The 24416-nt window shown below is 71.3% G+C and carries 23 protein-coding genes; 17 read left to right on the top strand and 6 right to left on the bottom strand.

The annotated features are described in order from the left end of the window. Positions 1-41 precede the first annotated feature (41 nt). The gene (locus tag ACZ4YL_RS08550) at positions 42-596 is read left to right on the top strand and encodes an NADAR family protein (RefSeq protein WP_468114746.1); all 555 of its coding nucleotides are present in this window, start codon (positions 42-44) and stop codon (positions 594-596) included. A gap of 513 nt (positions 597-1109) precedes the next feature. Then, positions 1110-2699, top strand: coding sequence for a TROVE domain-containing protein (locus ACZ4YL_RS08545; RefSeq protein ID WP_468114744.1), 1590 nt, complete (start codon positions 1110-1112; stop codon positions 2697-2699). A gap of 10 nt (positions 2700-2709) precedes the next feature. On the opposite strand, the gene ACZ4YL_RS08540 is transcribed toward ACZ4YL_RS08545, so the two are convergent. Next, on the bottom strand, positions 2710-3423 hold the full coding sequence (locus ACZ4YL_RS08540) for a DUF4190 domain-containing protein (protein WP_468114742.1): 714 nt from the start codon (positions 3421-3423) through the stop codon (positions 2710-2712). 110 nt (positions 3424-3533) lie between these two features. Between ACZ4YL_RS08540 and ACZ4YL_RS08535 the strand changes: the two genes are divergently transcribed. The 5 genes from ACZ4YL_RS08535 to ACZ4YL_RS08515 all read left to right on the top strand — a co-directional run bounded on the left by ACZ4YL_RS08535 (position 3534) and on the right by ACZ4YL_RS08515 (position 8463). Then, positions 3534-4559 (top strand): adenosine deaminase, encoded by a 1026-nt coding sequence (locus ACZ4YL_RS08535; RefSeq protein WP_468114741.1) that lies wholly within the window; start codon positions 3534-3536, stop codon positions 4557-4559. A gap of 36 nt (positions 4560-4595) precedes the next feature. Beyond that, positions 4596-5285, top strand: a complete 690-nt coding sequence (locus ACZ4YL_RS08530) for a glycerophosphodiester phosphodiesterase (protein WP_468114739.1) — start codon at positions 4596-4598, stop codon at positions 5283-5285. Next, positions 5282-6448 carry a sensor histidine kinase gene (locus ACZ4YL_RS08525; protein ID WP_468114737.1) on the top strand — a complete coding sequence of 389 codons (1167 nt, stop codon included), beginning with the start codon at positions 5282-5284 and terminating at the stop codon, positions 6446-6448. Before ACZ4YL_RS08530 ends, ACZ4YL_RS08525 begins: the two co-directional genes overlap by 4 nt. After that, a complete protein-coding gene (locus ACZ4YL_RS08520) occupies positions 6445-7113 on the top strand; it encodes a response regulator (protein WP_468114735.1) in 669 nt (222 codons plus the stop codon). The genes ACZ4YL_RS08525 and ACZ4YL_RS08520 overlap by 4 nt, the downstream gene beginning before the upstream one ends. A 150-nt stretch (positions 7114-7263) precedes the next feature. Continuing rightward, on the top strand, positions 7264-8463 hold the full coding sequence (locus ACZ4YL_RS08515; protein ID WP_468114733.1) for a serine hydrolase domain-containing protein: 1200 nt from the start codon (positions 7264-7266) through the stop codon (positions 8461-8463). 3 nt (positions 8464-8466) lie between these two features. Here ACZ4YL_RS08515 and ACZ4YL_RS08510 read toward each other — a convergent pair whose 3' ends face one another. From ACZ4YL_RS08510 to ACZ4YL_RS08500, 3 genes are all read right to left on the bottom strand, one after another. Continuing rightward, positions 8467-8931 (bottom strand): hypothetical protein, encoded by a 465-nt coding sequence (locus tag ACZ4YL_RS08510; protein ID WP_301366198.1) that lies wholly within the window; start codon positions 8929-8931, stop codon positions 8467-8469. Positions 8932-9009: 78 nt separating this feature from the next. Beyond that, the gene (locus ACZ4YL_RS08505) at positions 9010-10188 is read right to left on the bottom strand and encodes a polyamine ABC transporter substrate-binding protein (protein ID WP_468114731.1); all 1179 of its coding nucleotides are present in this window, start codon (positions 10186-10188) and stop codon (positions 9010-9012) included. 92 nt (positions 10189-10280) lie between these two features. Beyond that, positions 10281-11720: a gamma-aminobutyraldehyde dehydrogenase gene (locus tag ACZ4YL_RS08500; protein WP_468114729.1), complete on the bottom strand. Its 1440-nt coding sequence runs from the start codon at positions 11718-11720 to the stop codon at positions 10281-10283. 168 nt (positions 11721-11888) lie between these two features. On the opposite strand from ACZ4YL_RS08500, the gene ACZ4YL_RS08495 reads away from it, so the two are divergent. The 10 genes from ACZ4YL_RS08495 (at position 11889) to ACZ4YL_RS08450 (ending at position 21728) form a co-directional block, all read left to right on the top strand. Beyond that, positions 11889-12392 (top strand): Lrp/AsnC family transcriptional regulator, encoded by a 504-nt coding sequence (locus tag ACZ4YL_RS08495; protein WP_007266859.1) that lies wholly within the window; start codon positions 11889-11891, stop codon positions 12390-12392. Then, entirely contained in the window at positions 12377-13756 is a 1380-nt protein-coding gene (locus ACZ4YL_RS08490) for an aspartate aminotransferase family protein (protein ID WP_314244423.1), read from the top strand. The genes ACZ4YL_RS08495 and ACZ4YL_RS08490 overlap by 16 nt, the downstream gene beginning before the upstream one ends. Before the next feature lie 185 nt (positions 13757-13941). Next, positions 13942-14727 (top strand): ABC transporter ATP-binding protein, encoded by a 786-nt coding sequence (locus tag ACZ4YL_RS08485; protein ID WP_468114727.1) that lies wholly within the window; start codon positions 13942-13944, stop codon positions 14725-14727. Further along, complete coding sequence (locus ACZ4YL_RS08480; protein WP_468114725.1) at positions 14709-15782, top strand: hypothetical protein; 1074 nt, start codon at positions 14709-14711, stop codon at positions 15780-15782. Before ACZ4YL_RS08485 ends, ACZ4YL_RS08480 begins: the two co-directional genes overlap by 19 nt. Positions 15783-15808: 26 nt before the next feature. Further along, positions 15809-16900, top strand: coding sequence for an LOG family protein (locus ACZ4YL_RS08475; protein WP_468114723.1), 1092 nt, complete (start codon positions 15809-15811; stop codon positions 16898-16900). A gap of 80 nt (positions 16901-16980) precedes the next feature. Beyond that, a complete protein-coding gene (locus ACZ4YL_RS08470) occupies positions 16981-17886 on the top strand; it encodes a DMT family protein (RefSeq protein WP_468114722.1) in 906 nt (301 codons plus the stop codon). 99 nt (positions 17887-17985) lie between these two features. Then, the gene (locus tag ACZ4YL_RS08465; RefSeq protein ID WP_468114720.1) at positions 17986-18627 is read left to right on the top strand and encodes a hypothetical protein; all 642 of its coding nucleotides are present in this window, start codon (positions 17986-17988) and stop codon (positions 18625-18627) included. Positions 18628-18749: 122 nt separating this feature from the next. Beyond that, entirely contained in the window at positions 18750-19013 is a 264-nt protein-coding gene (locus ACZ4YL_RS08460) for a ferredoxin (protein ID WP_468114719.1), read from the top strand. Further along, positions 19010-20413 (top strand): NAD(P)/FAD-dependent oxidoreductase, encoded by a 1404-nt coding sequence (locus ACZ4YL_RS08455; protein WP_468114717.1) that lies wholly within the window; start codon positions 19010-19012, stop codon positions 20411-20413. The genes ACZ4YL_RS08460 and ACZ4YL_RS08455 overlap by 4 nt, the downstream gene beginning before the upstream one ends. 67 nt (positions 20414-20480) lie before the next feature. Further along, complete coding sequence (locus ACZ4YL_RS08450) at positions 20481-21728, top strand: cytochrome P450 (protein WP_468114715.1); 1248 nt, start codon at positions 20481-20483, stop codon at positions 21726-21728. Here ACZ4YL_RS08450 and ACZ4YL_RS08445 read toward each other — a convergent pair. Together ACZ4YL_RS08445 and ACZ4YL_RS08440 are read right to left on the bottom strand one after the other, a co-directional pair. Further along, positions 21725-22780: an ABC transporter ATP-binding protein gene (locus ACZ4YL_RS08445; protein ID WP_468114713.1), complete on the bottom strand. Its 1056-nt coding sequence runs from the start codon at positions 22778-22780 to the stop codon at positions 21725-21727. The genes ACZ4YL_RS08450 and ACZ4YL_RS08445 overlap by 4 nt on opposite strands. After that, positions 22780-24396: an ABC transporter permease gene (locus tag ACZ4YL_RS08440; protein ID WP_468114849.1), complete on the bottom strand. Its 1617-nt coding sequence runs from the start codon at positions 24394-24396 to the stop codon at positions 22780-22782. The genes ACZ4YL_RS08445 and ACZ4YL_RS08440 overlap by 1 nt, the downstream gene beginning before the upstream one ends. Positions 24397-24416 lie beyond the last annotated feature (20 nt).

Raw genomic sequence — 24416 nt, 5'->3', positions numbered from 1 at the left:
TCCCGTACGAAGTGTCAGTGGCGACTGCCAGACTCGCGTGCATGGAGATGATGGACGAACTGATCAAGCAGGTCAGCCGTGGTGAGCGGCTGAAGTACCTGCCGTTCTGGGGGCACCGCCCGCAGCCGGACGGCAGGCTCGGTCCGAGCTGCCTGAGCCAGTGGTGGCCCGCTTCCTTCACTGTCGGTGACGTCCGTTATGCAACTGCGGAACACTGGATGATGGCCGGCAAGGCCCGGCTCTTCGGCGATGCCGAGGCGGAGCGCGCAGCTGTGGCGGCGAAGAGCCCGGCGGAGGCGAAGAAGGTCGGGCGGCTCGTGCGCGGCTTCGACAACGCCATATGGGAGCGGGAGCGCTTCGCCCTGGTGGTGGAGGGCAGCGTGCACAAGTTCGACTCCGACCCGGCGCTGCGCGGGTACCTCCTGGGCACCGGGAAGCGGGTGCTGGTGGAGGCGAGCCCGATGGACCGGATCTGGGGCATCGGGCTGGCGGCCGACGACGAGCGCGCCCTGGACCCGGCGCGCTGGCGCGGACTGAACCTGCTGGGCTTCGCCCTCATGGAGGCCCGCGAGCAGCTGCGCGGGACGAGCGGGTGACACAGCGGCGCCGGGCCGTCGCCGTCCCGCTGACGTAAATGCGTGGCGGCGACCCTGACGGGCCGCCTAACGTGATCAGTGTCCAGGTGCGAAGGCGAGACCTACTTCGACTCATAATCGGGCGGCCGCGGGTTCGAGTCCCGTCACCGGCTTCGGGCCGGTGTAGCTCAGCTGGCAGAGCACCTTGTGGTTTCGCCGACTTCGATCTCTGGACACCTACGTCACGCACCTCCCGGTGCGCAGGCTGCGGCTCCTTCTTTGCAAAGAAACCCAGGCCGCCGCCACCTTGATCTCGGGAGGCCGGCGTGGGGGATGCCCGGTGCGCAGGCGACGGTTACTTCTGGGGACCCGGAGGTCGTGGGTTCGAATCCCACCCGGCTCGTCACCCGCAAGGGAACGGGCCGGTGGAGCAGCCAGGCAGCTCGCCGGGCATAAAGTCCGCCGCCGACTCCCGATCTCGGGCATCCCTCACCCGACGCCTCCCCCGCTTCCATCGAATTCGGGGGGATTCTCATGGCTCGCTTCAATCAGCGCGCGCTCAAGTCGGCGCCCGCCTCGCCCACTTCGCCCGTCCGGTCCACCGGACCCGCCCGCACCGCTCAGGGCGGCCCGGGCCACCTGCGCGACCCGCGCTCCGAGCTGTTCCTGCTCGCCGTCGCCAACTTCGTGACGCAGCGGACCGCCTACGAGGGCGGCGGGGCGCGCGACGACCGGTTCGCGGCACTCGTACGCACCCTCGCCGTCGAGGATCCCGCCTGGACGGCCGGCCTGCTCGGCTGGCTCCGCGGGGACGCGAACATGCGGACCGCCTCGCTCGTCGGCGCCGCCGAGTACGTGAAGGCCCGGCTCGACGCGGGCGCCACCGACGGGCCTTCGAACCGCCAGGTGGTCGACTCCGTACTGCGGCGCGCGGACGAGCCCGGTGAGCTGCTGGCCTACTGGACGGCGGCGTACGGGCGCAACGTGCCCAAGCCCGTCAAGCGCGGTATCGCCGACGCCGTACGCCGGCTCTACTCCGGCACCTCGCTGCTGAAGTACGACACGGACTCCAAGGCCTTCCGCTTCGGCGACGTCCTCAACCTCGTGCACGCCTCCCCCGACCCGGCCAAGCCCTGGCAGGGCGAGCTGTTCCGCTACGCCCTCGACCGCAGGCACAACCCGGAGGGCGCGCAGGTCCCCGCGGGCAACCGGACCCTCAAGGCCCACCGGGCGCTGATGGAGCTGCCGGTGCAGGAGCGCCGGGCACAGATCACCGCCCCGGACGGGGCGGAGCGGCTCGCGGCGGCGGGTATGACCTGGGAGTCGCTGGCCGGTTGGCTGCAGGGGCCGATGGACGCGGCCGCCTGGGAGGCGGTCATCCCGTCCATGGGTGCGATGGCGCTGCTGCGCAACCTGCGCAACTTCGACCGGGCCGGGGTCTCGGACGCGGTGGCCGCGCAGGTCGCGGCGAGGATCTCCGACCCGGAGGTCGTCGCCCGGTCCCGGCAGTTCCCCTTCCGCTACCTGGCCGCCTATCAGCACGCGCCCTCGCTGCGCTGGTCGTACCCGCTGGAGCAGGCGCTCGGCCACTCGCTGGCCAACGTACCGGCGCTGCCGGGCCGGACACTGGTCCTCGTCGACCGGTCCGGGTCTATGTGGTCCCCGCTGTCGGACCGCTCCGAGCTCAACCGGGCGGACGCGGCGGCCATTTTCGGAACGGCGCTGGCACTGCGGGCCGAGCAGGCCGACCTGGTGCAGTTCGGTACGAACAGCGAGGCGGTCCCGTGCCGCCACGGCGATTCCGTACTGAAGGTGCTGGAGCGGTTCGGGCAGCTCGGCGGGACCTGCACGGCCGTGGCGGTGAAGAAGTACTACGACGGCCACGACCGGGTGTTGATCGTCACCGACGAGCAGGCCGCCTCGTACGGCTACGGCGGCGATCCGACCGCCGAGGTGCCGGCCTCGGTTCCCGTCTACACCTGGAACCTGGCCGGCTACCGGGTGGGGCACGCGCCCTCCGGTACCGCGAACCGGCACACCTTCGGCGGGCTCACCGACGGGGCCTTCCGGATGGTGTCCCTGATCGAGGCCGGCCGCGACGCCGACTGGCCGTGGGCCTCCTGAGGCGGCCCGGTCAGACCTTCTCGCGCACCTGGGAGTTGTCGTAGGGGCTGTTGTAGGGCGAGTCGTCGGTGGACCCGCGCTCCATGAAGCCGGCGAACATAACCGCGATCATCACGGCGCCCAGCACGATGCCGATCGCGCCCAGGATGATGCCGGCGAGCGCCATCCCGCCGTTGTCCGCCTCGCCGCGGCTCGCCTTGCCGCGGCCCAGCGCGCCGAAGACGACCGCGGCCGCCCCGAGCGCTATCGCGAAGAAGCTGGTGATGCAGCCGACGACCGCGAGGATCCCGAGGACGAGCGCGGCGATGCCGAAGCCGTTGCTGCGCTGCGCCCCGTAGGGCGGCGGGTACGCGCCCTGGCCCGGGTATCCCGGGTGACCCGGATACCCGGGATACCCCGGGTGACCGGTCTGCGCGGGGTATCCGGCGTCGCCGGGGTACCCGTAGCCGGGCTGGGCCGGGTACCCGTACGCCGCGGACAAGGGCGGACCGGTCATCGGGGGCGGGGTCGGCGTCTGTACCGGAGCCGGGGTCTGTGCGGACGGGGTCGGCGCGGGCGGGGGGAACTGGTCGCCCGGCATCCCGGCGAGTGTCGGCTGGTCGTGCACGGACGGCGGGCCCGACACGCCCGGCGCCCCCTGTGCCCCCTGCGGCTTGCCCAGCTCGACCGCCGGCCGCTCCAGCGGCGCCCACGGGTCTCGCGGCTCGGGACTGCTGTCGGTCATACGGCGCCCCCCTCTCGTACAGCCATGCTAAGCGCTGCCACCGACAGGCATGGGCGTGCCTACGATGAATCCCGACCTGCCCGCACCCGCGTCCTCCCGGAGGCACCCCCATGACCGACCTGCACCCCTTCATCGCGGGGCTGCCCAAGGCCGAACTCCACGTCCACCACGTCGGCTCGGCATCCCCGCGCATCGTGGCCGAGCTCGCCTCCCGGCACCCCGACTCGAAGGTCCCCACCGACCCCGAGGCCCTCGCCGACTACTTCACCTTCACCGACTTCGCGCACTTCATCGAGGTCTACCTGTCGGTGGTCGACCTGGTCCGCACCCCGGACGACGTGCGCACCCTCACCTTCGAAGTCGCCCGCGACATGGCCCGGCAGAACATCCGCTACGCCGAGCTGACCATCACCCCGTACTCCTCCACCCGCCGCGGCATCGACGAGAAGGCCTTCATGGAGGCCATCGAGGACGCCCGCCGCGCCGCCGAGAGCGAACTCGGCGTCATCCTGCGCTGGTGCTTCGACATCCCCGGCGAGGCCGGCCTGGAGGCCGCCGCCGAGACCGCCCGGCTCGCCGTCGACCACCGCCCCGAGGGGCTGGTCTCCTTCGGCCTCGGCGGCCCCGAGATCGGCGTCCCGCGCCCGCAGTTCAAGCCGTACTTCGACGCCGCCCGCGCCGTCGGCCTGCGCAGCGTCCCGCACGCCGGCGAGACCACCGGCCCGGAGACGATCTGGGACGCCATCCGCGAGCTCGGCGCCGAGCGCATCGGCCACGGCACCAGTGCCACCCAGGACCCGGAGCTGCTCGCGTACCTCGCCGAGCACCGGATCGCGCTGGAGGTCTGCCCGACCTCCAACATCGCGACCCGCGCGGTGACCGACCTCGACCTGCACCCCGTCAAGGAGTTGGTCGCGGCGGGCGTGCTCGTCACCATCAACAGCGACGACCCGCCGATGTTCGGCTCCGACCTGAACAACGAGTACGCGGTGGCCGCCCGCCTCCTCGACCTCGACGAGCGCGGGCTCGCGCAGCTCGCCAAGAACGCCGTCGAGGCCTCCTTCCTGGACCCGGCCGGCAAGGCGAAGCTGAACGCGGAGATCGACACGTACACCGACGAATGGCTCGCGCGCTGACGCGTTCCGGGCAACTGCACCCCTGAGAATGGGGACATGAGCACTCTGACTGCCGTCGGCCACCGCGGCGATCCCTACCGTGTCCGTGAGAACACCCTGGCCTCGATCCGCTCCGCCTTCGCGCGCGGGGCGGACGCCGTCGAGATCGACGTACGGCTGACCAGGGACGGGGTGCCGGTGCTCCTCCACGACGAGACGCTCCTGCGGCTGTGGGGCCACGACGTACGCCTCGACGACGTCACGGCCCCGCAGCTGAAGGGTCTGACGCTGGGCGGAGTTCCCACGCTGCGCGACGCCCTGGCGGCCGCCGGGCCTGGCCGGCTGATGCTCGACCTCCCCGGCGCCACGCCCGAGGCGGTACGCATCGTCGTGGGCGAGGTCCGCGAGTGCGGGGCGCGCGAGCGGACGTACTACTGCGCGGGCCCGAACACGATGCTGGCGGTCCGCGCCGCCGATCCGGGCGCGGAGATCGCGCTGACCTGGACCTCGCTGTCGCCGCCGCGGCGGGCGCTGATCGACGCCGTGGCGCCGCGCTGGCTCAACTACCGGTTCGGACTGGTGAGCCGGGAGCTGGTGGACGCGCTCCACCGGGACGGCCTCCTCGTGTCGGCCTGGACCGCGGACACCAAGCGGACGATGAAGGGCCTCGTCGCGGCGGGGGTCGACTCGATCACCACGAACCGGCTGGACGCGCTGACGGCCGTACGGAGCGGGCTCGGGCGGTGATACGGGCCTTCCGGGAGGGCATCCGCGGCGCCGATCCGCGATGGCAGGACCTCGGCCTGACCCTGCTGGTGCAGCTGGCCGTCACGATGCCATTCGTCGTGCCCCGATCGCCCGGGCTCCCGCCCACGACCTGGACCTCGTACGCGATGACCACGGCCGCCGTGCTGCCCCTGATCTGGCGGCGCCGGGCACCGGTGTGTGTACTGGCGGCGATTCTGGTCCTCGGAGGGATCTACAACGTCGCGGTCGACGGGCCGGGCCAGCCACTGCCGTACGCGGGCCTCATCGCCTTCTACACGGTCGCCCTGCAGTGCGCCCTGCGGGTCCGCGCGGCCGTGGGGCTGGCCACCGTGGTGGTGGTGACCCTGTCGGTGGGCTGGGAGACGGGGACGGCGCGGGAATTGCTGTTCACGCTCTTCGTCTCGGCGGCGGCCTACGCCCTGGGGCGTCTCCAGCACACGCGGCAGGCCTACACCGAGGCCGCCCTGGCCCGCGCCGCCGAGCTGGAGCGGGCCAACCGGATCGAGGCGGAGCAGGCTGCCGCACGCGAACGGGCCAGGATCGCGCGGGAGATGCACGACATCCTCTCGCACGCGGTCAGCATCATGATCGTGCAGGCGGAGGCCGGGCCGGTGGCCGTACGCAGGGCCCCGGAGCGGGCCGAGGCGGCCTTCGAGGCGATCGCGGAGACGGGGCGGGACGCGATGGCGCAGCTGCGCGCGATGCTGGGTGTGCTGCGCACCGACGGACCCGCGCCCCGGAGCCCGCAGCCGGGGATCGCCGGGCTGACGGAGCTGGTGGACCGGGTACGGGCCAGCGGGCTGCGGCTGACGTACGAACGGACAGGCGCGGTGCGCGAGCTGCCGGCCGCATTGGAGGCGACCGTGCACCGGGTGGTGCAGGAAGCCCTGACCAACGTGGTCAGGCACGCCGGGGCTTCGGCGGCGGACGTGACGCTCGGGTACGGACCGGGGACGCTCACGGTGACGGTCACGGACGACGGCCGGGGACCCGGTGGCGCCTCGGGCGGGCACGGGCTGATCGGCATCCGCGAGCGGGCGGCGGCCCACGGCGGAACTGCCGAGTCCGGCCCGGGCCCGGACGGGGTCGGGTACTCGGTGCGGGTCTGCCTTGTAACCTCGCCGCTGGAGGTGGGGAATTGACGATCCGTGTGGTGGTGGCCGATGACCAGGAGCTGGTGCGCAGCGGCTTCGCGATGATCCTGGACGTCCAGGAGGACATCGAGGTCGTGGCGGAGGTGGGGGACGGCGCGGCGGCGGTGGAGGCGGTGGCCCGGCTCGCGCCGGACGTGGCGCTGCTGGACATCCGGATGCCGGTGCTGGACGGGATCGAGGCGTGCCGGGCGATTTCGGCCGGGAGCACGTGCCGCACGGTGATGCTCACGACCTTCGACTCGGACGAGTACGTGTACGAGGCGCTGCACGCGGGAGCGAGCGGGTTCCTGCTGAAGGACGTGCGGCGGGACGACCTGGTGCACGCCGTACGGGTGGTGGCGGCGGGCGAGTCGCTGCTGGCGCCGTCGGTGGCGCGGCGGCTGATCGAGGAGTACACGACGGCGACGGCGCGGCCCTCCCTTCCGGCGGACCGGCTGGAGGTGCTGACGGCGCGGGAACGGGAGACGCTGCTGCACCTGGGGCGGGGCCTGTCGAACGCGGAGATCGCGGTGTCGCTGGTGGTGAGCGAGCACACGGTGAAGTCGCACGTGGGGAACGTACTGGCGAAGCTGGGGCTGCGGGACCGGATCCAGGCGGTGATCTGCGCGTACGAGACGGGCCTGATCGCGGCGGGTACTCCCTCCGGGGAGTGAGGGGACGGCGTGTCGCCTCCCCCGCGCCGGGTAGTTGTCGTACCGGTGAAGACCCCTCTGGATGGTGATCCGCAACTACCCCTCTGACCTGGAGCATTGAGGTCATCGGGGCAGACGGCGCCGATGACCTCACAGGGGGAGCACACCACCATGAACGCACGTACGCGCACTCTGATCGCAGCCGCTCTGGTCCTGGGCATCGTGTCCGGACCCGTCGTGGCACACGCCGCTCCGGTTCCCGCACCGGTGGGGGGCACGGCGGGCGTCTCGACGCCTCTCGTGCCGGCCCCGCCGAATGCCGCGGTACTGGAGCGGGCGATCGCCGGTCTCGGAGCGGAGCACAAGGATGCGACTGCCGCGCTGGTCCGGGTCGGGGGTACGAGCGGTAGCTGGCGGGGCAGTTCCGGTGTCGCGGACATCGTCACCGGGCGGGCGGCCGTCGAGCAGGGGAGGTTCCGGGCGGGGTCGGTGACCAAGACCTTCACCGCGGCGGTGGTACTCCAGCTGGCGGCCGAGGGCCGGGTGGATCTGGACGGACCGGTCCGCCGATACCTGCCCGGGACCGTCCCCGGTACCTACGGCACGGTCACCGTCCGGCAGTTGCTCAACCACACCAGCGGCATACCGGCGGCGGACGGCCCGGGCGACTCGTTCGAGGCGCAGTGGGAGCACCGCTTCGATGTGACCGACCCGCACGACCAGCTGGTCGATGCCCTCGCGAAGAAACGGGAGTTCACCCCGGGCTCGGCCCAGCACTACCTGAACATCAACTACACGTTGCTGGGCGTGCTCGTCGAGAAGGTGACGGGCACCTCGTACGAGGAGGCGGTCGGCCGGCGGATCCTGAGGCCGCTCGGTCTGCATCAGACCTCCTTCCCTTCCCGGACGCAGACAAGGATCCACGGTCCGCACAACCGTGGGTACCAGGCGCTCCCCAAGGCGGACGGCTCCCGGGAGCTGCGGGACGTGACCGAGTGGAATTCCTCGGACCGCTGGGCGGCCGGGGACATCATCTCGACCACGGCCGATCTGGAGCGGTTCACGAAGGCTCTGTTCAGCGAGCGGATCGTGCCGGCGGCCCAGCTGGAGGAGATGTTCACGGTGCCCGCGGTGAAGAACTCCGCCGACGGGAAGGACGCCACGCTGACCGCGGGACTGTCCAGGATCGTCCTGCCGGACGGCACGGTGGCGTGGGGCAAGTCCGGCGGCCGGCACGGGTACAACTCCGGCATAGGTGCGACGCGCGACCTGTCCCGCACCTTGGTCTACTCGGTCAACTCCACGAACGCCAAGGGCGAGGACACGAACCCGGTGGTCTTGGGCATCGTGATGGCGGCCTTCGCCAAGTAGGCATCAGGCAGGCATCGCTTCGAGACGCTTGATCATGCGGCGGAGGATCAGCAGGGGGATCACCCCGAAGACGCCGAACGACATGTCGATGACGCTCCACCAGACGGGGATGCCCCGGATCGGACCGCATATCAGGGCCAGCGGAATCACTCCGGCGCAGGCGATCATGCCGGCTTCGACGATCCAGATGTTGCGGACCGGGTCGCGGTGGACCCCGTAGAAGAAGACGGCGATGACGAGGTGGGCGAAGGCGAGCCAGTCGGTTCCGTAGAGCAGGAAGGGGTAGTCGGCGTCGGCCCGCTCCAGCCCGTCGCCCACCCGTCGCAGCCACTCGTTGTCGATCAGGGCGTTGGCCCAGCGGAGCTCACTGACCAGGGGGAAGGCCGTGAGGCCGCTGAGCACCAGGCAGATCAGGAACAGGGTCAACCAGGCACGGATCCGCCGCTGAAGGGCGCTTCTCTCGCTCATGGAAGAAAGCCTACGCCTGTTTCTGAACACGTTCAGCCAAATTGCTGAACGTGTTCACTATCCACCGCCGGTGCTCTGTCAGAGGCCGACGATCGCGTTCCAGCGCTTGGCGAGGGACCGGCGCTCGGCCGAGGAGATGTCCCGGGCCACGACCAGCCGCTTGCGCATGTCGTCGTCCGGGAAGATCAGCGGGTTCTCGGCCAGTTCGGCGGTCTCCTGGTCGCCGGAGGCGGCCAGGACCTCCCGGGCGGCCGGGACCGGGCAGACGTAGTTGACCGAGGCGGCGAGCGAAGCGGCCACCTCGGGCGCGTAGTAGTAGTCGATGAGGGCCTCGGCATTGGCCTTGTGTCGGGCCAGGTTGGGGACGAGCAGGCTCTCGGCCCAGAGCTCGGCCCCTTCCTCCGGGACGACGAACTCGATGTCCGGGTTGTCGGCCCGGAGCTGGATGGCGTCACCGGAGTAGGCCTGGCAGGCGAGGACATCGCCCTTGCTCAGATCGGAGGTGTAGTCGTTCCCGGTGAAGCGGCGGATGTGCTTCTTCTTCACCATGTTCTCGACCTGGTCGCACATCCGGTGGAAGTCGGACTCGGTCCAGCGGGTGACGTCCACGCCGTTGCCCTGCATGAGCAGGGCGAAGGACTCGTCGAGGCCGGAGAAGAGGGTGACCTTGCCCGCCAGGTCCGGCTGCCACAGGTCCTTGACCGACTTGATCTCCCGGCCCAGGGCCTTGCGGTTGTAGGCGATGCCGGTGATCCCCGACTGCCAGGGGACGGAGTGCAGCCGGCCCTCGTCGAAGGCGGGGGAGCGCAGTTGCGGGTCGAGGTGCCGGGCCACGTTGGGCTGGGCCGACCGGTCCAGCTTCTGGGCCCAGCCCAGGTGGACGAAGCGGGCGGCCATCCAGTCGCTGACCACGATCAGGTCGTGGCCGGTCTCCTGGCGGTTCATCAGGGCCGGGCTGACCTTGCCGAAGAACTCGTCGTTGTCGTTTATCTCCTCGGTGTACCGGACCTCGATGCCGGTCCGCTCCGAGAAGGCCTCCAGCGTCGGGCGGCGCTCCTCGTCCTCCTCGTCGGTGTCGATGTAGAGCGGCCAGTTGGAGAACGCGACACTGCGGTCCCGCTCGGAACGGTCGGGGCCCTCGCGCCCTTCCTCGGGAACGTAGGCGGCGGGCACGCCGCAGCCGGCGAGGGCGGCCGCGAGGCCCGCGGCACCGAGGCCGTACAGCGCAGAACGGCGGGAGAAGGCGAGTTCAGGCATGGGCACAGCCTCGGTGAACGCGAGGGGGCGGGCAATAGACATGTTGTCTACTGCCCGCCCCGTCAACGCTGTGCTGTGATCGATGCGGCCGATCAGCCGTCGAGCGAGGTCATCACGTGCTTGATGCGCGTGTAGTCCTCGAAGCCGTAGGCGGAGAGGTCCTTGCCGTAGCCGGACTTCTTGAAACCGCCGTGCGGCATCTCGGCGACGAGCGGGATGTGGGTGTTGATCCACACGCAGCCGAAGTCGAGGTTCTTGGACATCCGCATCGCGCGGCCGTGGTCCTTGGTCCACACGGAGGAGGCGAGGGCGAACTCGACGCCGTTCGCGTACTCCAGGGCCTGGCCCTCGTTCGCGAAGGACTGGACGGTGATGACGGGGCCGAAGACCTCGTTCTGGATGATCTCGTCGTCCTGCTTGAGGCCGGAGACCACGGTCGGGGCGTAGAAGTAGCCCTTGTCGCCGACCTGGTGGCCGCCCGCCTCGACCTTGGCGTGGGCGGGGAGGCGCTCGATGAAGCCCGCGACCTGCTTGAGCTGGTTCGGGTTGTTCAGCGGGCCGTACAGCACGTCCTCGTCGTCCGGCTGGCCGGTCTTGGTGTCGGCGGCGGCCTTGGCGAGCGCGGTCACGAACTCGTCGTGGATCGACTCGTGCACGAGCACGCGACAGGCGGCGGTGCAGTCCTGGCCGGCGTTGAAGTAGCCGGCGACCGCGATGTCCTCGACGGCCTTGGCGATGTCGGCGTCCTCGAAGACCACGGCCGGGGCCTTGCCGCCGAGCTCCAGGTGGACGCGCTTGACGTCCTTCGAGGCGCTCTCGGCGACCTGCATGCCCGCGCGCACCGAGCCGGTGATGGAGGCCATCGCCGGGGTGGAGTGCTCGACCATGGCCCTGCCGGTCTCGCGGTCACCGCAGACGACGTTGAAGACGCCCTTGGGCAGGACCGAGTCGATGATCTCCGCCATCAGCACGGTGGAGGCCGGGGTGGTGTCCGAGGGCTTGAGCACGACGGTGTTGCCCGCCGCGATCGCCGGGGCGAACTTCCACACGGCCATCATCATCGGGTAGTTCCACGGCGCGACCTGGGCGCAGACGCCGACCGGCTCACGGCGGATGATCGAGGTCATCCCCTCCATGTACTCGCCGGCCGAGCGGCCCTCCAGGAGCCGTGCGGCACCCGCGAAGAAGCGGATCTGGTCCACCATCGGGGGCAGCTCCTCGCTGGCCGTGAGGGCCAGCGGCTTGCCGGTGTTCTCCGACTCGGCGGCGACGAGCTCGTCCGCGCGCGCCTCGAAGGCGTCCGCGATCTTCAGCAGCGCCTTCTGACGCTCCGAGGGGGTGGTGTCCCGCCAGCCCGGGAAAGCGGCCGCGGCAGCGGCCATGGCGGCGTCCACATCGGCCTGGCCCGAGAGCGGGGCGGTGGCGTACACCTCGCCGGTGGCCGGGTTGACCACCTCGGTGGTCCGCCCGTCGGCGGCGTCCTTGAACTCCCCGCCGATGTAGTTGCGCAGACGACGCAGTTCGGTGGTCACTACAGCCACACTCCTGATCACATGTCCAACGATTGAGACGATTACCAAGCCTAGCCTCTCGGCGGAGGCTTTCGACAGACCCAGACGCCACCAACTACGAAATCAGTGAGATCTGAGTCTTCAAACAACGGATTTCATCGATTCCGTCTTGCGGAACAGACGACCCTCGTGCACAGTGAGGTCGTGGTCAGTCGAAGCGCAGATTCCAGGAACAGACAACCGTCCCCTTCGGTCGATGCTGTGTCCCTGGCGATCATCGAGCAACTGCAGGAGGACGGTCGCCGTCCCTATGCATCGATCGGCAAGGCCGTAGGCCTTTCCGAAGCAGCCGTGCGCCAGCGGGTGCAGAAGCTGCTCGACCAGGGCGTCATGCAGATCGTCGCCGTCACCGACCCGCTCACCGTGGGCCTGCGACGCCAGGCCATGGTCGGCATCAACGTCGAGGGCGACCTCGACCCGGTGGCCGACGCGCTGACCGCCATGGCCGAGTGCGAGTACGTGGTGATGACCGCAGGGTCCTTCGACCTGATGGTGGAGATCGTCTGCGAGGACGACGACCACCTGCTCGAAACGATCAACAAGAAGATCCGCACGCTCCCCGGCGTGCGATCAACCGAAAGCTTCGTTTACCTGAAGCTGAAGAAGCAGACCTACATGTGGGGAACCCGATAACCGTGAGCCAGGACCTCTCCAAAACCGCGTACGACCACCTGTGGATGCACTTCACCCGCATGTCGTCCTACGAGAACTCCCCCGTCCCCACCATCGTCCGGGGCGAGGGCACCTACATCTGGGACGACAAGGGCAAGCGCTACCTCGACGGTCTCGCCGGACTGTTCGTGGTCAACGCAGGTCACGGGCGCAAGGAACTGGCTGAGGTCGCCTACAAGCAGGCCCAGGAACTCGCGTTCTTCCCCATCTGGTCGTACGCCCACCCCAAGGCCGTCGAGCTCGCCGAGCGCCTCGCCCACTACGCCCCGGGCGACCTGAACAAGGTCTTCTTCACCACCGGTGGCGGCGAGGCCGTGGAGACCGCCTGGAAGCTCGCCAAGCAGTACTTCAAGCTGCAGGGCAAGCACACCAAGTACAAGGTCATCTCGCGTGCGGTCGCCTACCACGGCACTCCGCAGGGCGCCCTGTCCATCACGGGCCTGCCGGCCCTGAAGGCCCCCTTCGAGCCGCTGGTCCCCGGCGCGCACAAGGTGCCGAACACCAACATCTACCGCGCCCCGATCTTCGGCGACGACCCGGAGGCCTACGGCCGCTGGTGCGCCGACCAGATCGAGCAGGAGATCCTCTTCGAGGGTGCCGACACCGTCGCCGCCGTCTTCCTGGAGCCGGTGCAGAACGCCGGTGGCTGCTTCCCGCCGCCGCCCGGGTACTTCCAGCGGGTCCGCGAGATCTGCGACGAGTACGACGTGCTGCTCGTCTCCGACGAGACGATCTGCGCCTTCGGCCGTCTGGGCACGATGTTCGCCTGTGACAAGTTCGACTACGTCCCGGACATGATCACCTGCGCCAAGGGCATGACCTCGGGCTACTCCCCGATCGGCGCCTGCATCATCTCCGACCGCCTCGCGGAGCCGTTCTACAAGGGCGACAACACCTTCCTGCACGGCTACACCTTCGGCGGCCACCCGGTCTCCTCGGCGGTCGCGCTGGCCAACCTCGACATCTTCGACAAGGAAGGCCTCAATCAGCACGTGCTGAACAACGAGGACGCCTTCCGCTCGACGCTGGAGAAGCTCCACGACCTGCCGATCGTCGGCGACGTACGCGGCAACGGGTACTTCTACGGCATCGAGCTCGTCAAGGACAAGGTCACGAAGGAGTCCTTCACGGACGAGGAGACGGAGCGCGTGCTCTACGGCTTCCTCTCCAAGGCGCTCTTCGAGAACGGCCTGTACTGCCGGGCCGACGACCGCGGTGACCCGGTCATCCAGCTCGCGCCGCCGCTGATCGCCGACCAGGGCACCTTCGACGAGATCGAGGGAATCCTGCGCTCGGTGCTCACCGAGGCATGGACCAAGCTGTAACCGGCGCTTAGACCGCCCGAGCCGCTGTAGTCCAACCACACGGTCCGGATCCTCCGTTCGAGTGAGAACGCGGGGGTCCGGGCCGTGTGCTGTCACCATCCAAGACGTTCATCTCTTTACATCTCAGTGCGGCGCCAGTGACTTCGGCCGGCTCCGCTTCGTTCCCTCGGACGGAGGTGTACGCCATGGTGGCTCCACCGGACATTGCCCCGCCTGACAATGACGTCCTGTGGGCTCGGTCCCTTCACTACTCCCACAGGGGGTCCCCCCGGACGAAGTCTGGGGGAGGCTCCCCCGCCCTCGTCGAGATCTCCGTCGCGGTCCGCCAGGGCGAGATCCTCGCCCTGACCGGTCCCCGTGGCAGCGGCAAGACCACCCTGCTCCGCTGTCTGTCCGGGCAGCTGCGGCCCCAGCAGGGCGAGGTCTGGTTCAACAGCGTCCCCGTGCACACCATGGGCACGCTCGTCCGCGAACGGCTGCGCCGCGACCGGTTCGGCTGGCTCGGCCACGAGCCCCAGCTGCTGCCCGAGCTGAAGGTCTGGGAGAACGCGGCCCTGCCCCTGCTGCTCACCGGGGCCTCCCACCGCACCGCCCGCAAGGCCGCCTGCGAATGGCTGGACCGCCTCGACATCGCCGGCTTCGCCCGCAAGCGCCCCGGCGCCCTGACCCGCGCCGAGTGCCAGCGGGTCGCACTCGCCCGGGCCCTGGTCAACGAGCCCGCGGTGATCTTCGCCGACGAGCCCACGGCCCCCCTGCACCGCACCGAGCGGGCCCTGCTGCTCCGCACGCTGACCACCGCGGCCCGCTCCCACGACATCACCGTGCTGCTGGCCACCCACGACGAGGCCACCGCCGCCGTCGCGGACCGCCGGATCGCCCTGCTCGACGGCCGCCTCGCGGGGGCCGCGGCCGCCGCCTCCCCCGTCGCCGACACCACGGAGGACCAGGCCGCGTGCTCGCTCTCCGCCTAGCCCGCGGTTCCCGGCCGCTCGTCCAGCTGCGGCGGCTCCTCGTCGCCGCGGCCTCGGCCGGAACCGGATTCCTGCTCCTCTATGTACTCGCCGGTGCCGTGGCCCAGCCCGCCGGATCGTTCCCTCGCCTCCTGTGGGCCCTGATCCCGCTGGCCGTCACCGTCCACTTCGCCGTCGTCGTGGCCCGGGCCGACCCGGCGACCCAGCCCCGCGAGGGACTGGACGCCGTCGGGCTGGGACCCGTTCGGCTCATGCTGGCCGCCGCGATCTCCACCGCCGTCGCCTGCGCCCTGGGCAGCGCCGTGGCCCTGGCCGTCTTCCTCCACCTGCGCGGGGAGCTGGCGGGGCTGCCGTTCGACGGGACCGGGGCCGGGCTGCTCCACGCCGGCCAGCCGCTGCCGGTGGCGGGCGCCCTCACCCTGCTCGCCCTGATCCCGCTGACCGCCTCGGCCGCCACCGCCCTCGCGCTGCGCCCGCACCCGCCGCTGGCCCCGCAGACCGGACTGCCCTGGGGCATCGCGCTGACCGCCTGCGGGCTCGCGGCCTCGGCCTACGCGGGCCGGGGCGACGCCGGAATGCTCATCGGCTGGTCGCTGACCGCGGTCGGGCTCGCCCTCGCCGGACCGGGGCTCGCCTACGCCTGCGGGAGCCTGGTCCAGGCCGTGCGGCCGGGAGCGCTGCGGCTGCTGGCCGGGCGGACCCTCCAGGAGGAGGCCCCCCGGATCGGCCCCCCGCTGGGAGTGCTCTGCTCGGTGGCCACGGGCGCCCTGACCGCGTTCGCCCTGCGCGACCGGGGCGGGGTGCCCGCCCCGCTGGGCCCGCTGACCTGGCCGACCGTCGCCCTGGTGACCCTGTGCGCCGCCGCGACCCTTCTCACATCCGTGGTGGAGGCCCGCCGGAGCCGGGGGCCCGGACGCACGGCCCTGCTCGACCTGGGTGCCCCGTCCAGCGTCCTGCGCACCGCCGCGAGCCTGCGGGCCACCGCGCTCCTGGCCGTGTGCGTACCGCTCAGCTGGGGTGTGGCGCAGCTGACGTCGCTGGCATTGACCCGCTGACACGAGCAGCCCTTAGGGTGGGCCGAATGGTCAACCCAGACATCGAGATCGAGACGCTCGCCGAATTCGACCAGGTCGTGGCACGCGGCTCGCTCAGCGGCTACCGGATCCAGTCGGTCAACCTGTTGGAGCGGACCTTCGCGCTGCTGGCCGCCGACACCTCGGCGGCCGTGTTCCTGGGCTGCGCGATGGAGCCCGACGCGGCGGTGAAGGTCCGCGCCGACGGCGCGCTGGTCTTCCCGCCCGTACCGGACCTGCCGTTCAACCCGTACCGGGGCCTGCTCTACACGCCCGAGGAGCTCTTCGCCGGGCTGGCCGGCGGGTACGAGACCACCCCGGACGCCGAGGCGTACGCCTGGTTCCAGGAGACGAAGTCCGACGGCGACGTCTTCTCCTCGATGCTCCGTTCCGTCCATGACGACGCCATCTCCGACGCCCTCGACGAGCACCTCACCGGTGTCCGGGTCGTCGGTGTGATGGGCGGCCACGCGATGGCCCGCGGCGGTACGTACTACCGCGGCGCGGCGGAGCTGGGCCGGGCGCTGACCCGGTCCGGGCTGACGGTGGCCACCGGCGGTGGCCCCGGCGCGATGGAGGCCGCCAACCTCGGCGCCTACCTGGCCCCGGCCCCCGACGAGGCCCTCGTGGAGGCCCTGGAGCTGCTGGCCAAGGCCCCCTCCTTCGCGCCGTCGGTGTCCGACTGGGCGCGCGCGGCCTTCGCCGTGCGCGAGCGCTTCCCCGCCGGCGGGGACTCGGTGGGCATCCCGACCTGGTTCTACGGGCACGAACCGCCGAACGCCTTCGCGGGCCACATCGCGAAGTACTTCGCGAACGCCACCCGCGAGGACGGGCTGCTGGCCCGCTCCGACGCGGGCGTGGTCTTCCTGCCCGGTGCGGCGGGCACCGTCCAGGAGATCTTCGACAGCGGGACGCCCAACTACTACGAGTCCCGGGGCGAGCCGGCCCCGATGATCCTGGTCGGCCGCACCCACTGGACCGAGCACCTGCCGGCCTGGCCCCTGCTCCAGGCACTGGCGCGCGGCCGTGCGATGGAGTCCCGGATCGCGCTCGTCGATTCGGTGGACGAGGTCCCGGACGTCCTCGCGTCGATGAGCTGAGTTCCGGAAGCAACTTCCCGGCCCGTTCTGACGTCTGGCAGAGGTACCGCAAAACCTGCCAGACGTGAACGGAGCCCTTGGTGCTCATAGGCCTGCTGACCGCTGTCGCGGCGTCCATCTGCTACGGCACGGGATCCGTGCTGCAAGCCGTCGGCTCGCGCCGCGCCGCACGCATGTCCCCGACCGCCGCCGGGGTGACCGCCCACGGCGGCCCCAACCTGTCGTCGACCGCGAAAGCGGCGATGACCTGGGAATTCATCGTCGGCACCATCCTGGACTTCGTGGGCTTCGGACTCGGGGCCCTGGCCGCCCGTCTGCTTCCCCTCTTCCTCTCGCAGACGGTGATCAGCGCCAACCTGGTGATCACGGCCGTGCTGAGCGTGAAGATGCTCGGCATCCGGCTGAGCCGGAAGGAATGGACCTCGATCGGTGTCGTCTGCACCGCGCTGGTCCTGCTGGCGACGGCCGCGGGCCACGAGGGCGGCCACCACGCGCCGATGTCCACGCACTGGTGGCTGCTGGGGATCACCCTGCTGCTGATGGTGGGCGGCACGGTGGCCGTACGCCTCCTGGGCGGCGGCGCCGCGATCCTGGCGGGCCTGCTGTCGGGCCTGGGCTTCGGCGCGCTCGGCGTCGGCGTCCGGATCCTGAACGGCGTGGACCCGTTCGACCTCGGCACCCTCCTCACCGACCCGGCCCTCTACGCCATCCTGGTGGCGGGCATCGGCGGTATGTACCTGCACACGGTCGCCCTTCAGATCGGCTCGGTGAACGGCGCCACGGCGGCCCTGGTCGTCGGCGAGACGGTCCTCCCCGGCGCGATCGGCGTCCTGTGGCTCGGCGACGCCTCCCGCCCCGGCCTGGCCTGGCTCGCGGTCCTCGGCTTCGCCATGGCCGTCGCCGGAGCGGTGGCGGTCGCCTGGTACGGCAAGCACGAGGGGGCGGACGAGGGGGCGGACGCCCCGGTGCCGGAGCCGGTCGGCTGACCACCCGGCCGGCCGGGCTCCCTCACCCGGTCGGCCGCCCCCGGTGGTGGCGCGGCAGTGACTGCCGCTTGCTGGACCAGGGGAGAGAGTGAGGGGTTCGTGAGTCACACGACCGATCGGCTCGATACGCCACGCGCGGCCGGGATGGCCGGAATCGCCTTCGCCCTGCTGCTCGGGGCGGCGATCGTCCTGATGCGGATCGCCATCCCGTCGGGCAACGTCGCCGACGCGCCCGTCGACCCGGACAAGCGCTGGGCTGTCCAAGTGGCACTGGAGATCGTGCCCTTCGCGGGCATCTTCTTCCTCTGGTTCATGGGCGCACTGCGCGCGCATACGGGTCCGGCCGAGGACCGGTTCGTCGCCACCGTGTTCCTCGGCAGCGGATTCGTCTTCGTGGCCACCTTGTTCGCCGCCGCCGCGGCGGCGGGCACGGTGCTGGCCGAGGGCACGCCCTCCGAATTCGGCCGCCACTTCGCGTACACCCTCCTCGCGACGTACGCCATGCGGATGGCGGCCGTCTTCGTCCTCGCGACCTCGACCATCGGGCGGATGCTCGGCGTCTTCCCACGGCCACTGGCCCTGCTGGGCACCGTCGTCGGCCTGGTCCTGCTCGTGGTCGGTTCGGGAGTGCCCTGGTCCGAGCTGGTGTTCCCCGCCTGGGCGCTGATCCTCAGCCTGTACATCCTGCGCGTGGGGCGCGGCACCGCCCGCCGGGCTCCGGCCTCCACAGACCCGCCCTGACCTGGAGCCCCTTACTCCGGCAGGCGGCCCGTGGGCGCCGCGTGCATGCTGGTGGGAAGGGGAGGCCCCGGGGGCTTCGGGGGGTGACGGGGAGGAACGGCCGAGGGAAAGGCAGAACCGTCATGAGGCTTGTCGTCGACCTCAACCGCTGCCAGGGATACGCCCAGTGCGCTTTCCTCGCTCCCGATGTCTTCGCCATGCACGGCGACGAGTCGCTGCTCTACAACCCGGAGGCGGATCCGGAGCAGCGCGAGGACGTCCTGCGTGCCGTGGCCGCCTGTCCGGTACAGGCCATCCTTCTGGAGATCACGGACGAGGACATGGCGAACATGGTGGCCCCGGACGCCGTGGCCGGCGCCGGATCTCGTTCCGGAGGCGCGCGGTGACCGGTGCAGGAACACACGACGGATCCCTGGAGCGCCTCAAGCGCGAGGGCCGCATCGTCGTCGTCGGCGCGTCCCTGGCCGGTCTGCGGGCCGCCGAGACCATGCGCGAGAAGGGTTTCGCCGGTTCGCTCACGATGATCGGCGACGAACCGTACGAGCCGTACGACCGGCCCCCGCTGTCCAAGCAGGTCCTGCTGGGCAACGCGGTCGCCGACCACACCGCGCTCCCCCGCCGCCGGGCCATCGACGCCGACTGGCGCCTCGGGGTCCCGGCCACGGGCCTGGACATGGCCGGGCACCGGGTCGGGCTCGGCAACGGCGACGAGGTCGAGTACGACCGGCTGCTGATCGCCACCGGCGTACGCGCCCGGCCCTGGCCCAACGCGGAGGAAGGCGCCCTCAAGGGTGTGTTCGTGCTGCGCACCCGCGACGACGGCGAAGGGCTGCAACGGGCCCTGGCCGCCGGACCCCGCCGGGTCCTGGTCATCGGAGCCGGGTTCACCGGCTCCGAGATCGCCTCCGCGTGCCGGGAGCGCGGCCTGGACGTCACCGTCGCCGAACGGGGCGATGCGCCGCTGGTCGGAGCGCTGGGCGGGGTGATCGGCGCGGTGGCGGCCGAGATGCACCGCGAGAACGGCGTCGACCTGCGTACCGGAATCATGGTGACCTCGCTGGAGGGTGACCCCTCCGGGCGGGTCCGCGCCGCGCACCTCTCCGACGGGTCCACCGTCGAGGCGGACGTGGTGGTCGTCTCGCTGGGCGCGCAGCGCAACACCGAGTGGCTCGCCGGCTCCGGGCTGGGCGCGGGTCCGCGGGGCATCGCCTGCGACGCGGGCTGCCGGGCCTTCGACGTCCGGGGCATCGTCACCGACGACATCTACGTGGCGGGTGACGTGGCACGTTCCCCGCACGCCCTGTTCGGCTACCAGTTCCTGTCGCTGGAGCACTGGGGCAACGCCGTCGCCCAAGCCGACACCGCCGCGCACAACATGCTCAGCGAGAGCGCCGACCGCCGCCCCCACCTGTGGGTTCCGGCGTTCTGGTCCTCCCAGTTCGGCGTGAACATCAAGTCGGTCGGGGTACCGCCGATGGGGACCGAGATCCTCATCACCCAGGGCTCGCTCGCCGAACGCCGGTTCGCGGCCGTGTACGGGTACCAGGGGCGGATGATCGCCGCCGTCACCTTCGACAACTGCCGGTGGCTGCCGTTCTACGAGCAGCAGATCGAGGCCACGACGCCGTTCCCGCCGCCGTTCTCCACGGTGGACCGCAGGCCCGAGGGGGCCAAGCCGCTGCCTGCCGACTTCCCCGACCCCTCCGTCCCGACCCACGGGCCGACCATCACGCTGAGCGGCTACTCGCCGGCGGACCGGAAGATGACCTTCACTCCCGGAAGATGACCTTCGCCCCCGCGCACCACCGGCCGCGCCGCACCGCGCCCTCCCCCGAGGATCACGAGGACCTGTCATGACACAAGCCCTGCTGCGGGAGATCATCGACTACGCGAACCGCGCGAATCCGTACCCGCTGTACGAGGAACTCCGCAAGACGCCGGTGTCCCACGACGGGGACGGCCCGTACGTCATCAGCACGTACCACGAGATCCACAGCCTCCTGCACGACCCGCGGATCAGCTCCGACGCCAAGAACCTGAAGGCGACCGGGGACGATCCGCTGGGGGGCCAGTCCGACGAGGAGGGGACGACGCTGCCCCCGTCCTTCCTCAAGCTCGACCCGCCCGACCACGACCGCCTGCGGCGGATGACGAACCGGCCCTTCGGACCGCCGCACGCCCCCCACCGGGTGCACGACATGCGCGACGAGCTCGGCAGCCTCGTCTCCGGGCTCATCGACGGCATCGTGGAGACCGGACAGATGGACCGGATCGACCTGGTCGACCAGTTCGCGTACCCGTTCCCCGTCTCGGTCATCTGCCGGCTGCTCGGCATCCCCCACGAGGACGAGCCCCGCTTCCACGTGTGGGCGGAGACCCTGGCCGCCAGCCTGGACCCCGACCCGGACGCGGATCCCACGCAGCACGGCAAGGGCTCGATGGACGCCCGCATGGAGCTGGGCATGTACCTGGCCGGGCTGATCGAGGAGCGCCGCAAGAAGCCGGGCGACGACATGCTGTCCCAGCTGGCGACGGCGGACGGCCCGGACGGCGCGATGACGACCATGGAGGCGCTCAGCACCTCCGCGCTGCTGCTGATCGCGGGCCACGAGACCACGGTCAACCTCATCACCAACGGGATGCTGACGCTGCTGCGCCACCCGGAGGTCCTCCAGCGGCTGCGCGACGATCCTGACCTGGCCGTCCCGATCGTCGAGGAGCTGCTGCGGTACGAGCCTCCCGTGCAGCTGCTGCCCCAGCGCACCACCCTCTCCGACATCGAGGTCGCCGGTGTCACCATCCCCAAGGGCGCGTCCCTGTGGCTGATGCTGGCCTCCGGGAACCGCGACCCGAAGCGGTTCGAGGACCCTGACCGTTTCGACCCCGACCGCAAGGACATCCAGCACCTCGGCCTCGGCAGCGGGATCCACAGCTGCTTCGGGGCGCCGCTGGCCCGGCAGGAGGCCCAGCTGGCGCTGAGCGAGCTGGCCCGCCGGCTGGAGAATCCGCGGCTGCTGGAGGACCCGCCCCAGTACCGGCAGAACGCGGTCCTGCGCGGCCCGCGCCACCTGCCGATCGCCTGCGACGGCATCCGTCCCTAGGGGAGACACCCCTGGGGAGTGCCCTCTTCGGGCAGTACGACCACCTCGGCGGGGGTGAAGGTCACCTCGACCCGGTCCCCCATGGCCGGGGCCCCCGCCAGCCCGCACTCGGCCTCCAGCACCGGTCCCGCCTCCGGCCGCAGCAGCAGCGCGACGTGCGTGCCGCGGAAGGTGCGGGAGACCACCTCGCAGCGCAGGCCCGCCGCGCAGAGCACGACTCCGGCCGGGCGGATCAGCAGCCGCTGCTCCCCCTCGGGGGATCCGGCCGGTACGGGGACCTTGCCCCACGCGGTGGCGGCCCGCGTGCCCGAGACCACGGCCGGGACCACGTTCTCGAAGCCGAGGAACCGCGCGACGAACTCCGACGCGGGCCGCTGCCACACCTCCAGCGGGGTCCCGGCCTGCGCGATCCGGCCGTCCCGCATCACCACCACCCGGTCGGCCAGGGCGAACGCCTCGCCCTGGTCGTGCGTGACGGCCAGCACGGTCGTGCCCAGCCGGGAGAACAGCTCCCGCAGCTCCACCACGAGCCGCTCCCGCAGTCCCCGGTCCAGCTGCCCCAGCGGTTCGTCGAGCATCAGCAGCCGCGGCGACGGTGCCAGCGCCCGGGCCAGCGCCACCCGCTGCTGCTCACCGCCCGACAGGGAGGCCACCGCCCGGCCCTGGGCCCCGGGGAGCCCGACCAGTTCCAGCAGTTGCGCGACCCGGTCCGCGGACGAGGCCCGTCCGGCTCCCCGCACCCGCAGCCCGAAGGAGACGTTCGCGCCGACGTCGCGGTGCGGGAACAGCTGGTGGTCCTGGAACATCAGCCCCACGCCCCGCCGGTGCACGGGTACGCCGGCCTGGTCGGCCCCGCCCAGCAACACCCGGCCGGCGGACACCTGCTGCAGTCCGGCAACGACCCGCAGCAGGGTGGACTTGCCGCTTCCGCTCGGCCCCAGCACGCACACCACCTCGTGCTCGGCGACCGCGAGGTCCACGCCGTCCAGGGCGTACTGGGCCGCGCGCTCACCGAAGCGGACCGACACCCCCTCCAGCTGAAGCAGTGTCATCAAAATTCTCCGGAGGTCTTGTCGGGCCGCAGTCGCTCCAGCAGCAGCAGGGACACCGCGCACACCAGCATCAGAATCGTGCTCAGGGCCATCGCCTGCCCGTAGTTCAGCTCTCCGGCCCGCCCCAGCAGGCGCGCCACGGCCACCGGCAGCGTCGGCCGGTCCGCCCGCGCGATGAACACGGTCGCGCCGAACTCCCCCAGCGACACCGCGAAGGCGAACCCGGCCGCGATCAGCAGCGCCCGCCGCACCAGCGGAAGGTCCACCTCCCGCCAGGCCCGCAGCGGCGACGCGCCGAGGACCGCGGCGGCCTCGCGCAGCCGCCCGTCCACCGCGCGCAGCACCGGCAGCATGGTCCGTACGACGAAGGGCACACCCACCAGGGCCTGCGCCAGCGGCACCAGGATCCACGAGGTCCGCAGGTCCAGCGGCGGCTCGTCCAGGGTGATCAGGAAGCCGAAGCCCACGGTCACCGCGGACACCCCGAGCGGGAGCATCAGCAGCGCGTCGAAGCCGCGTACGAAGCGGCCCCCGCGCCGGGTCAGCGCCGCGGCCGCGAGTCCCCCGATGGCCAGGGCGATCGCGGTGGCGGCGAGCGCGTACTGCAGGGAGTTCCAGATCGCCTCCATCGGCGCCACCAGGAAGGTCCCGCCGCCGGCGCCCGCGTCCTGCAGGGCCCGGTAGTAGCCGAGGCCGTAGCCGCCGGGGGTGTCGAAGGACCGGTCGACCAGCACGCCCAGCGGCAGCACGATCAGCAGCGCGACGGTCAGCAGCACCCCGCCCAGCAGCGTGCGCTGCGCCCAGCCGCGCGGCCGGTGCGTGGTGCGGCCCGGATCGACCAGCCGCAGCGCGGTCTCGCGCTTGCGCACGGTCCAGGCGTGCACGGCGAGGATCGCGCCGATCGCGGCGAACTGCACCATCGTCAGCACGGCCGCCGTCGGCAGGTCCAGGAGCTGCGCGGTCTGCCGGTACACCTCCACCTCCAGGGTGGAGTACGAGGGTCCGCCGAGGATCAGTACGACGCCGAAGGAGCTGAAGGTGAACAGGAAGACCATCAGCGAGGCGGCGGCCACCGACGGGGCGAGCGCGGGCAGCGTCACGCGCCGCCAGGCGGTGAACCGCCCGGCGCCCAGCACCCGGGCGGCCTCTTCCTGGCGCGGGTCCAGCTGGGCCCACAGCCCGCCGACCGTGCGGACGACGACGGCGTAGTTGAAGAAGACGTGTGCGAGCAGGATCGCCCAGACGGTGGTGTCGAGCCGGACGCCCACCAGTTCGTCCAGCAGCCCGCCCCGCCCCAGCAGCGCGAGGAAGGCGGTGCCGACCACCACGGTCGGCAGCACGAAGGGAACGGTCACCACGGCGCGCAGCAGCTGTTTGCCCGGGAACTCGAAGCGCGCGAAGACGTACGCGGCGGGAAGCGCGATCAGCAGGGTGAGGAGGGTGGAGGCGAACGCCTGCCAGGTGGTGAACCACAGCACGTCGGCGATGTCTGGCCGGGCCAGCACCTCCGCGAACCGGCCGAACTGCCACCCTTCGTCGGTCTTCAGGCCGCGCCCGACGATCGCGGCGACGGGGTAGGCGAAGAACAGCCCGAAGAAGGCGAGGGGGACGGCCATCAGGGCGAGCCGCACGGCCG

The organism is Streptomyces sp. NPDC030021 (assembly GCF_055574035.1).
This window is presented reverse-complemented; position numbering and strand designations above follow the sequence as displayed.

Excerpts from the sequence above, each read along its gene's own strand:
- ACZ4YL_RS08450 (WP_468114715.1), top strand. The coding sequence starts at position 20,481 with ATGACACAAGCCCTGCTGCGGGAGATCATCGACTACGCGAACCGCGCG.
- ACZ4YL_RS08505 (WP_468114731.1), bottom strand. The coding sequence starts at position 10,188 with ATGCCTGAACTCGCCTTCTCCCGCCGTTCTGCGCTGTACGGCCTCGGT.
- ACZ4YL_RS08440 (WP_468114849.1), bottom strand. The coding sequence starts at position 24,396 with ATGGCCGTCCCCCTCGCCTTCTTCGGGCTGTTCTTCGCCTACCCCGTC.
- ACZ4YL_RS08530 (WP_468114739.1), top strand. The coding sequence starts at position 4,596 with ATGAGCACTCTGACTGCCGTCGGCCACCGCGGCGATCCCTACCGTGTC.
- ACZ4YL_RS08540 (WP_468114742.1), bottom strand. The coding sequence starts at position 3,423 with ATGACCGACAGCAGTCCCGAGCCGCGAGACCCGTGGGCGCCGCTGGAG.
- ACZ4YL_RS08545 (WP_468114744.1), top strand. The coding sequence starts at position 1,110 with ATGGCTCGCTTCAATCAGCGCGCGCTCAAGTCGGCGCCCGCCTCGCCC.
- ACZ4YL_RS08475 (WP_468114723.1), top strand. The coding sequence starts at position 15,809 with ATGGTCAACCCAGACATCGAGATCGAGACGCTCGCCGAATTCGACCAG.
- ACZ4YL_RS08535 (WP_468114741.1), top strand. The coding sequence starts at position 3,534 with ATGACCGACCTGCACCCCTTCATCGCGGGGCTGCCCAAGGCCGAACTC.
- ACZ4YL_RS08510 (WP_301366198.1), bottom strand. The coding sequence starts at position 8,931 with ATGAGCGAGAGAAGCGCCCTTCAGCGGCGGATCCGTGCCTGGTTGACC.
- ACZ4YL_RS08550 (WP_468114746.1), top strand. The coding sequence starts at position 42 with ATGGAGATGATGGACGAACTGATCAAGCAGGTCAGCCGTGGTGAGCGG.
- ACZ4YL_RS08485 (WP_468114727.1), top strand. The coding sequence starts at position 13,942 with ATGGTGGCTCCACCGGACATTGCCCCGCCTGACAATGACGTCCTGTGG.
- ACZ4YL_RS08515 (WP_468114733.1), top strand. The coding sequence starts at position 7,264 with ATGAACGCACGTACGCGCACTCTGATCGCAGCCGCTCTGGTCCTGGGC.
- ACZ4YL_RS08445 (WP_468114713.1), bottom strand. The coding sequence starts at position 22,780 with ATGACACTGCTTCAGCTGGAGGGGGTGTCGGTCCGCTTCGGTGAGCGC.
- ACZ4YL_RS08460 (WP_468114719.1), top strand. The coding sequence starts at position 18,750 with ATGAGGCTTGTCGTCGACCTCAACCGCTGCCAGGGATACGCCCAGTGC.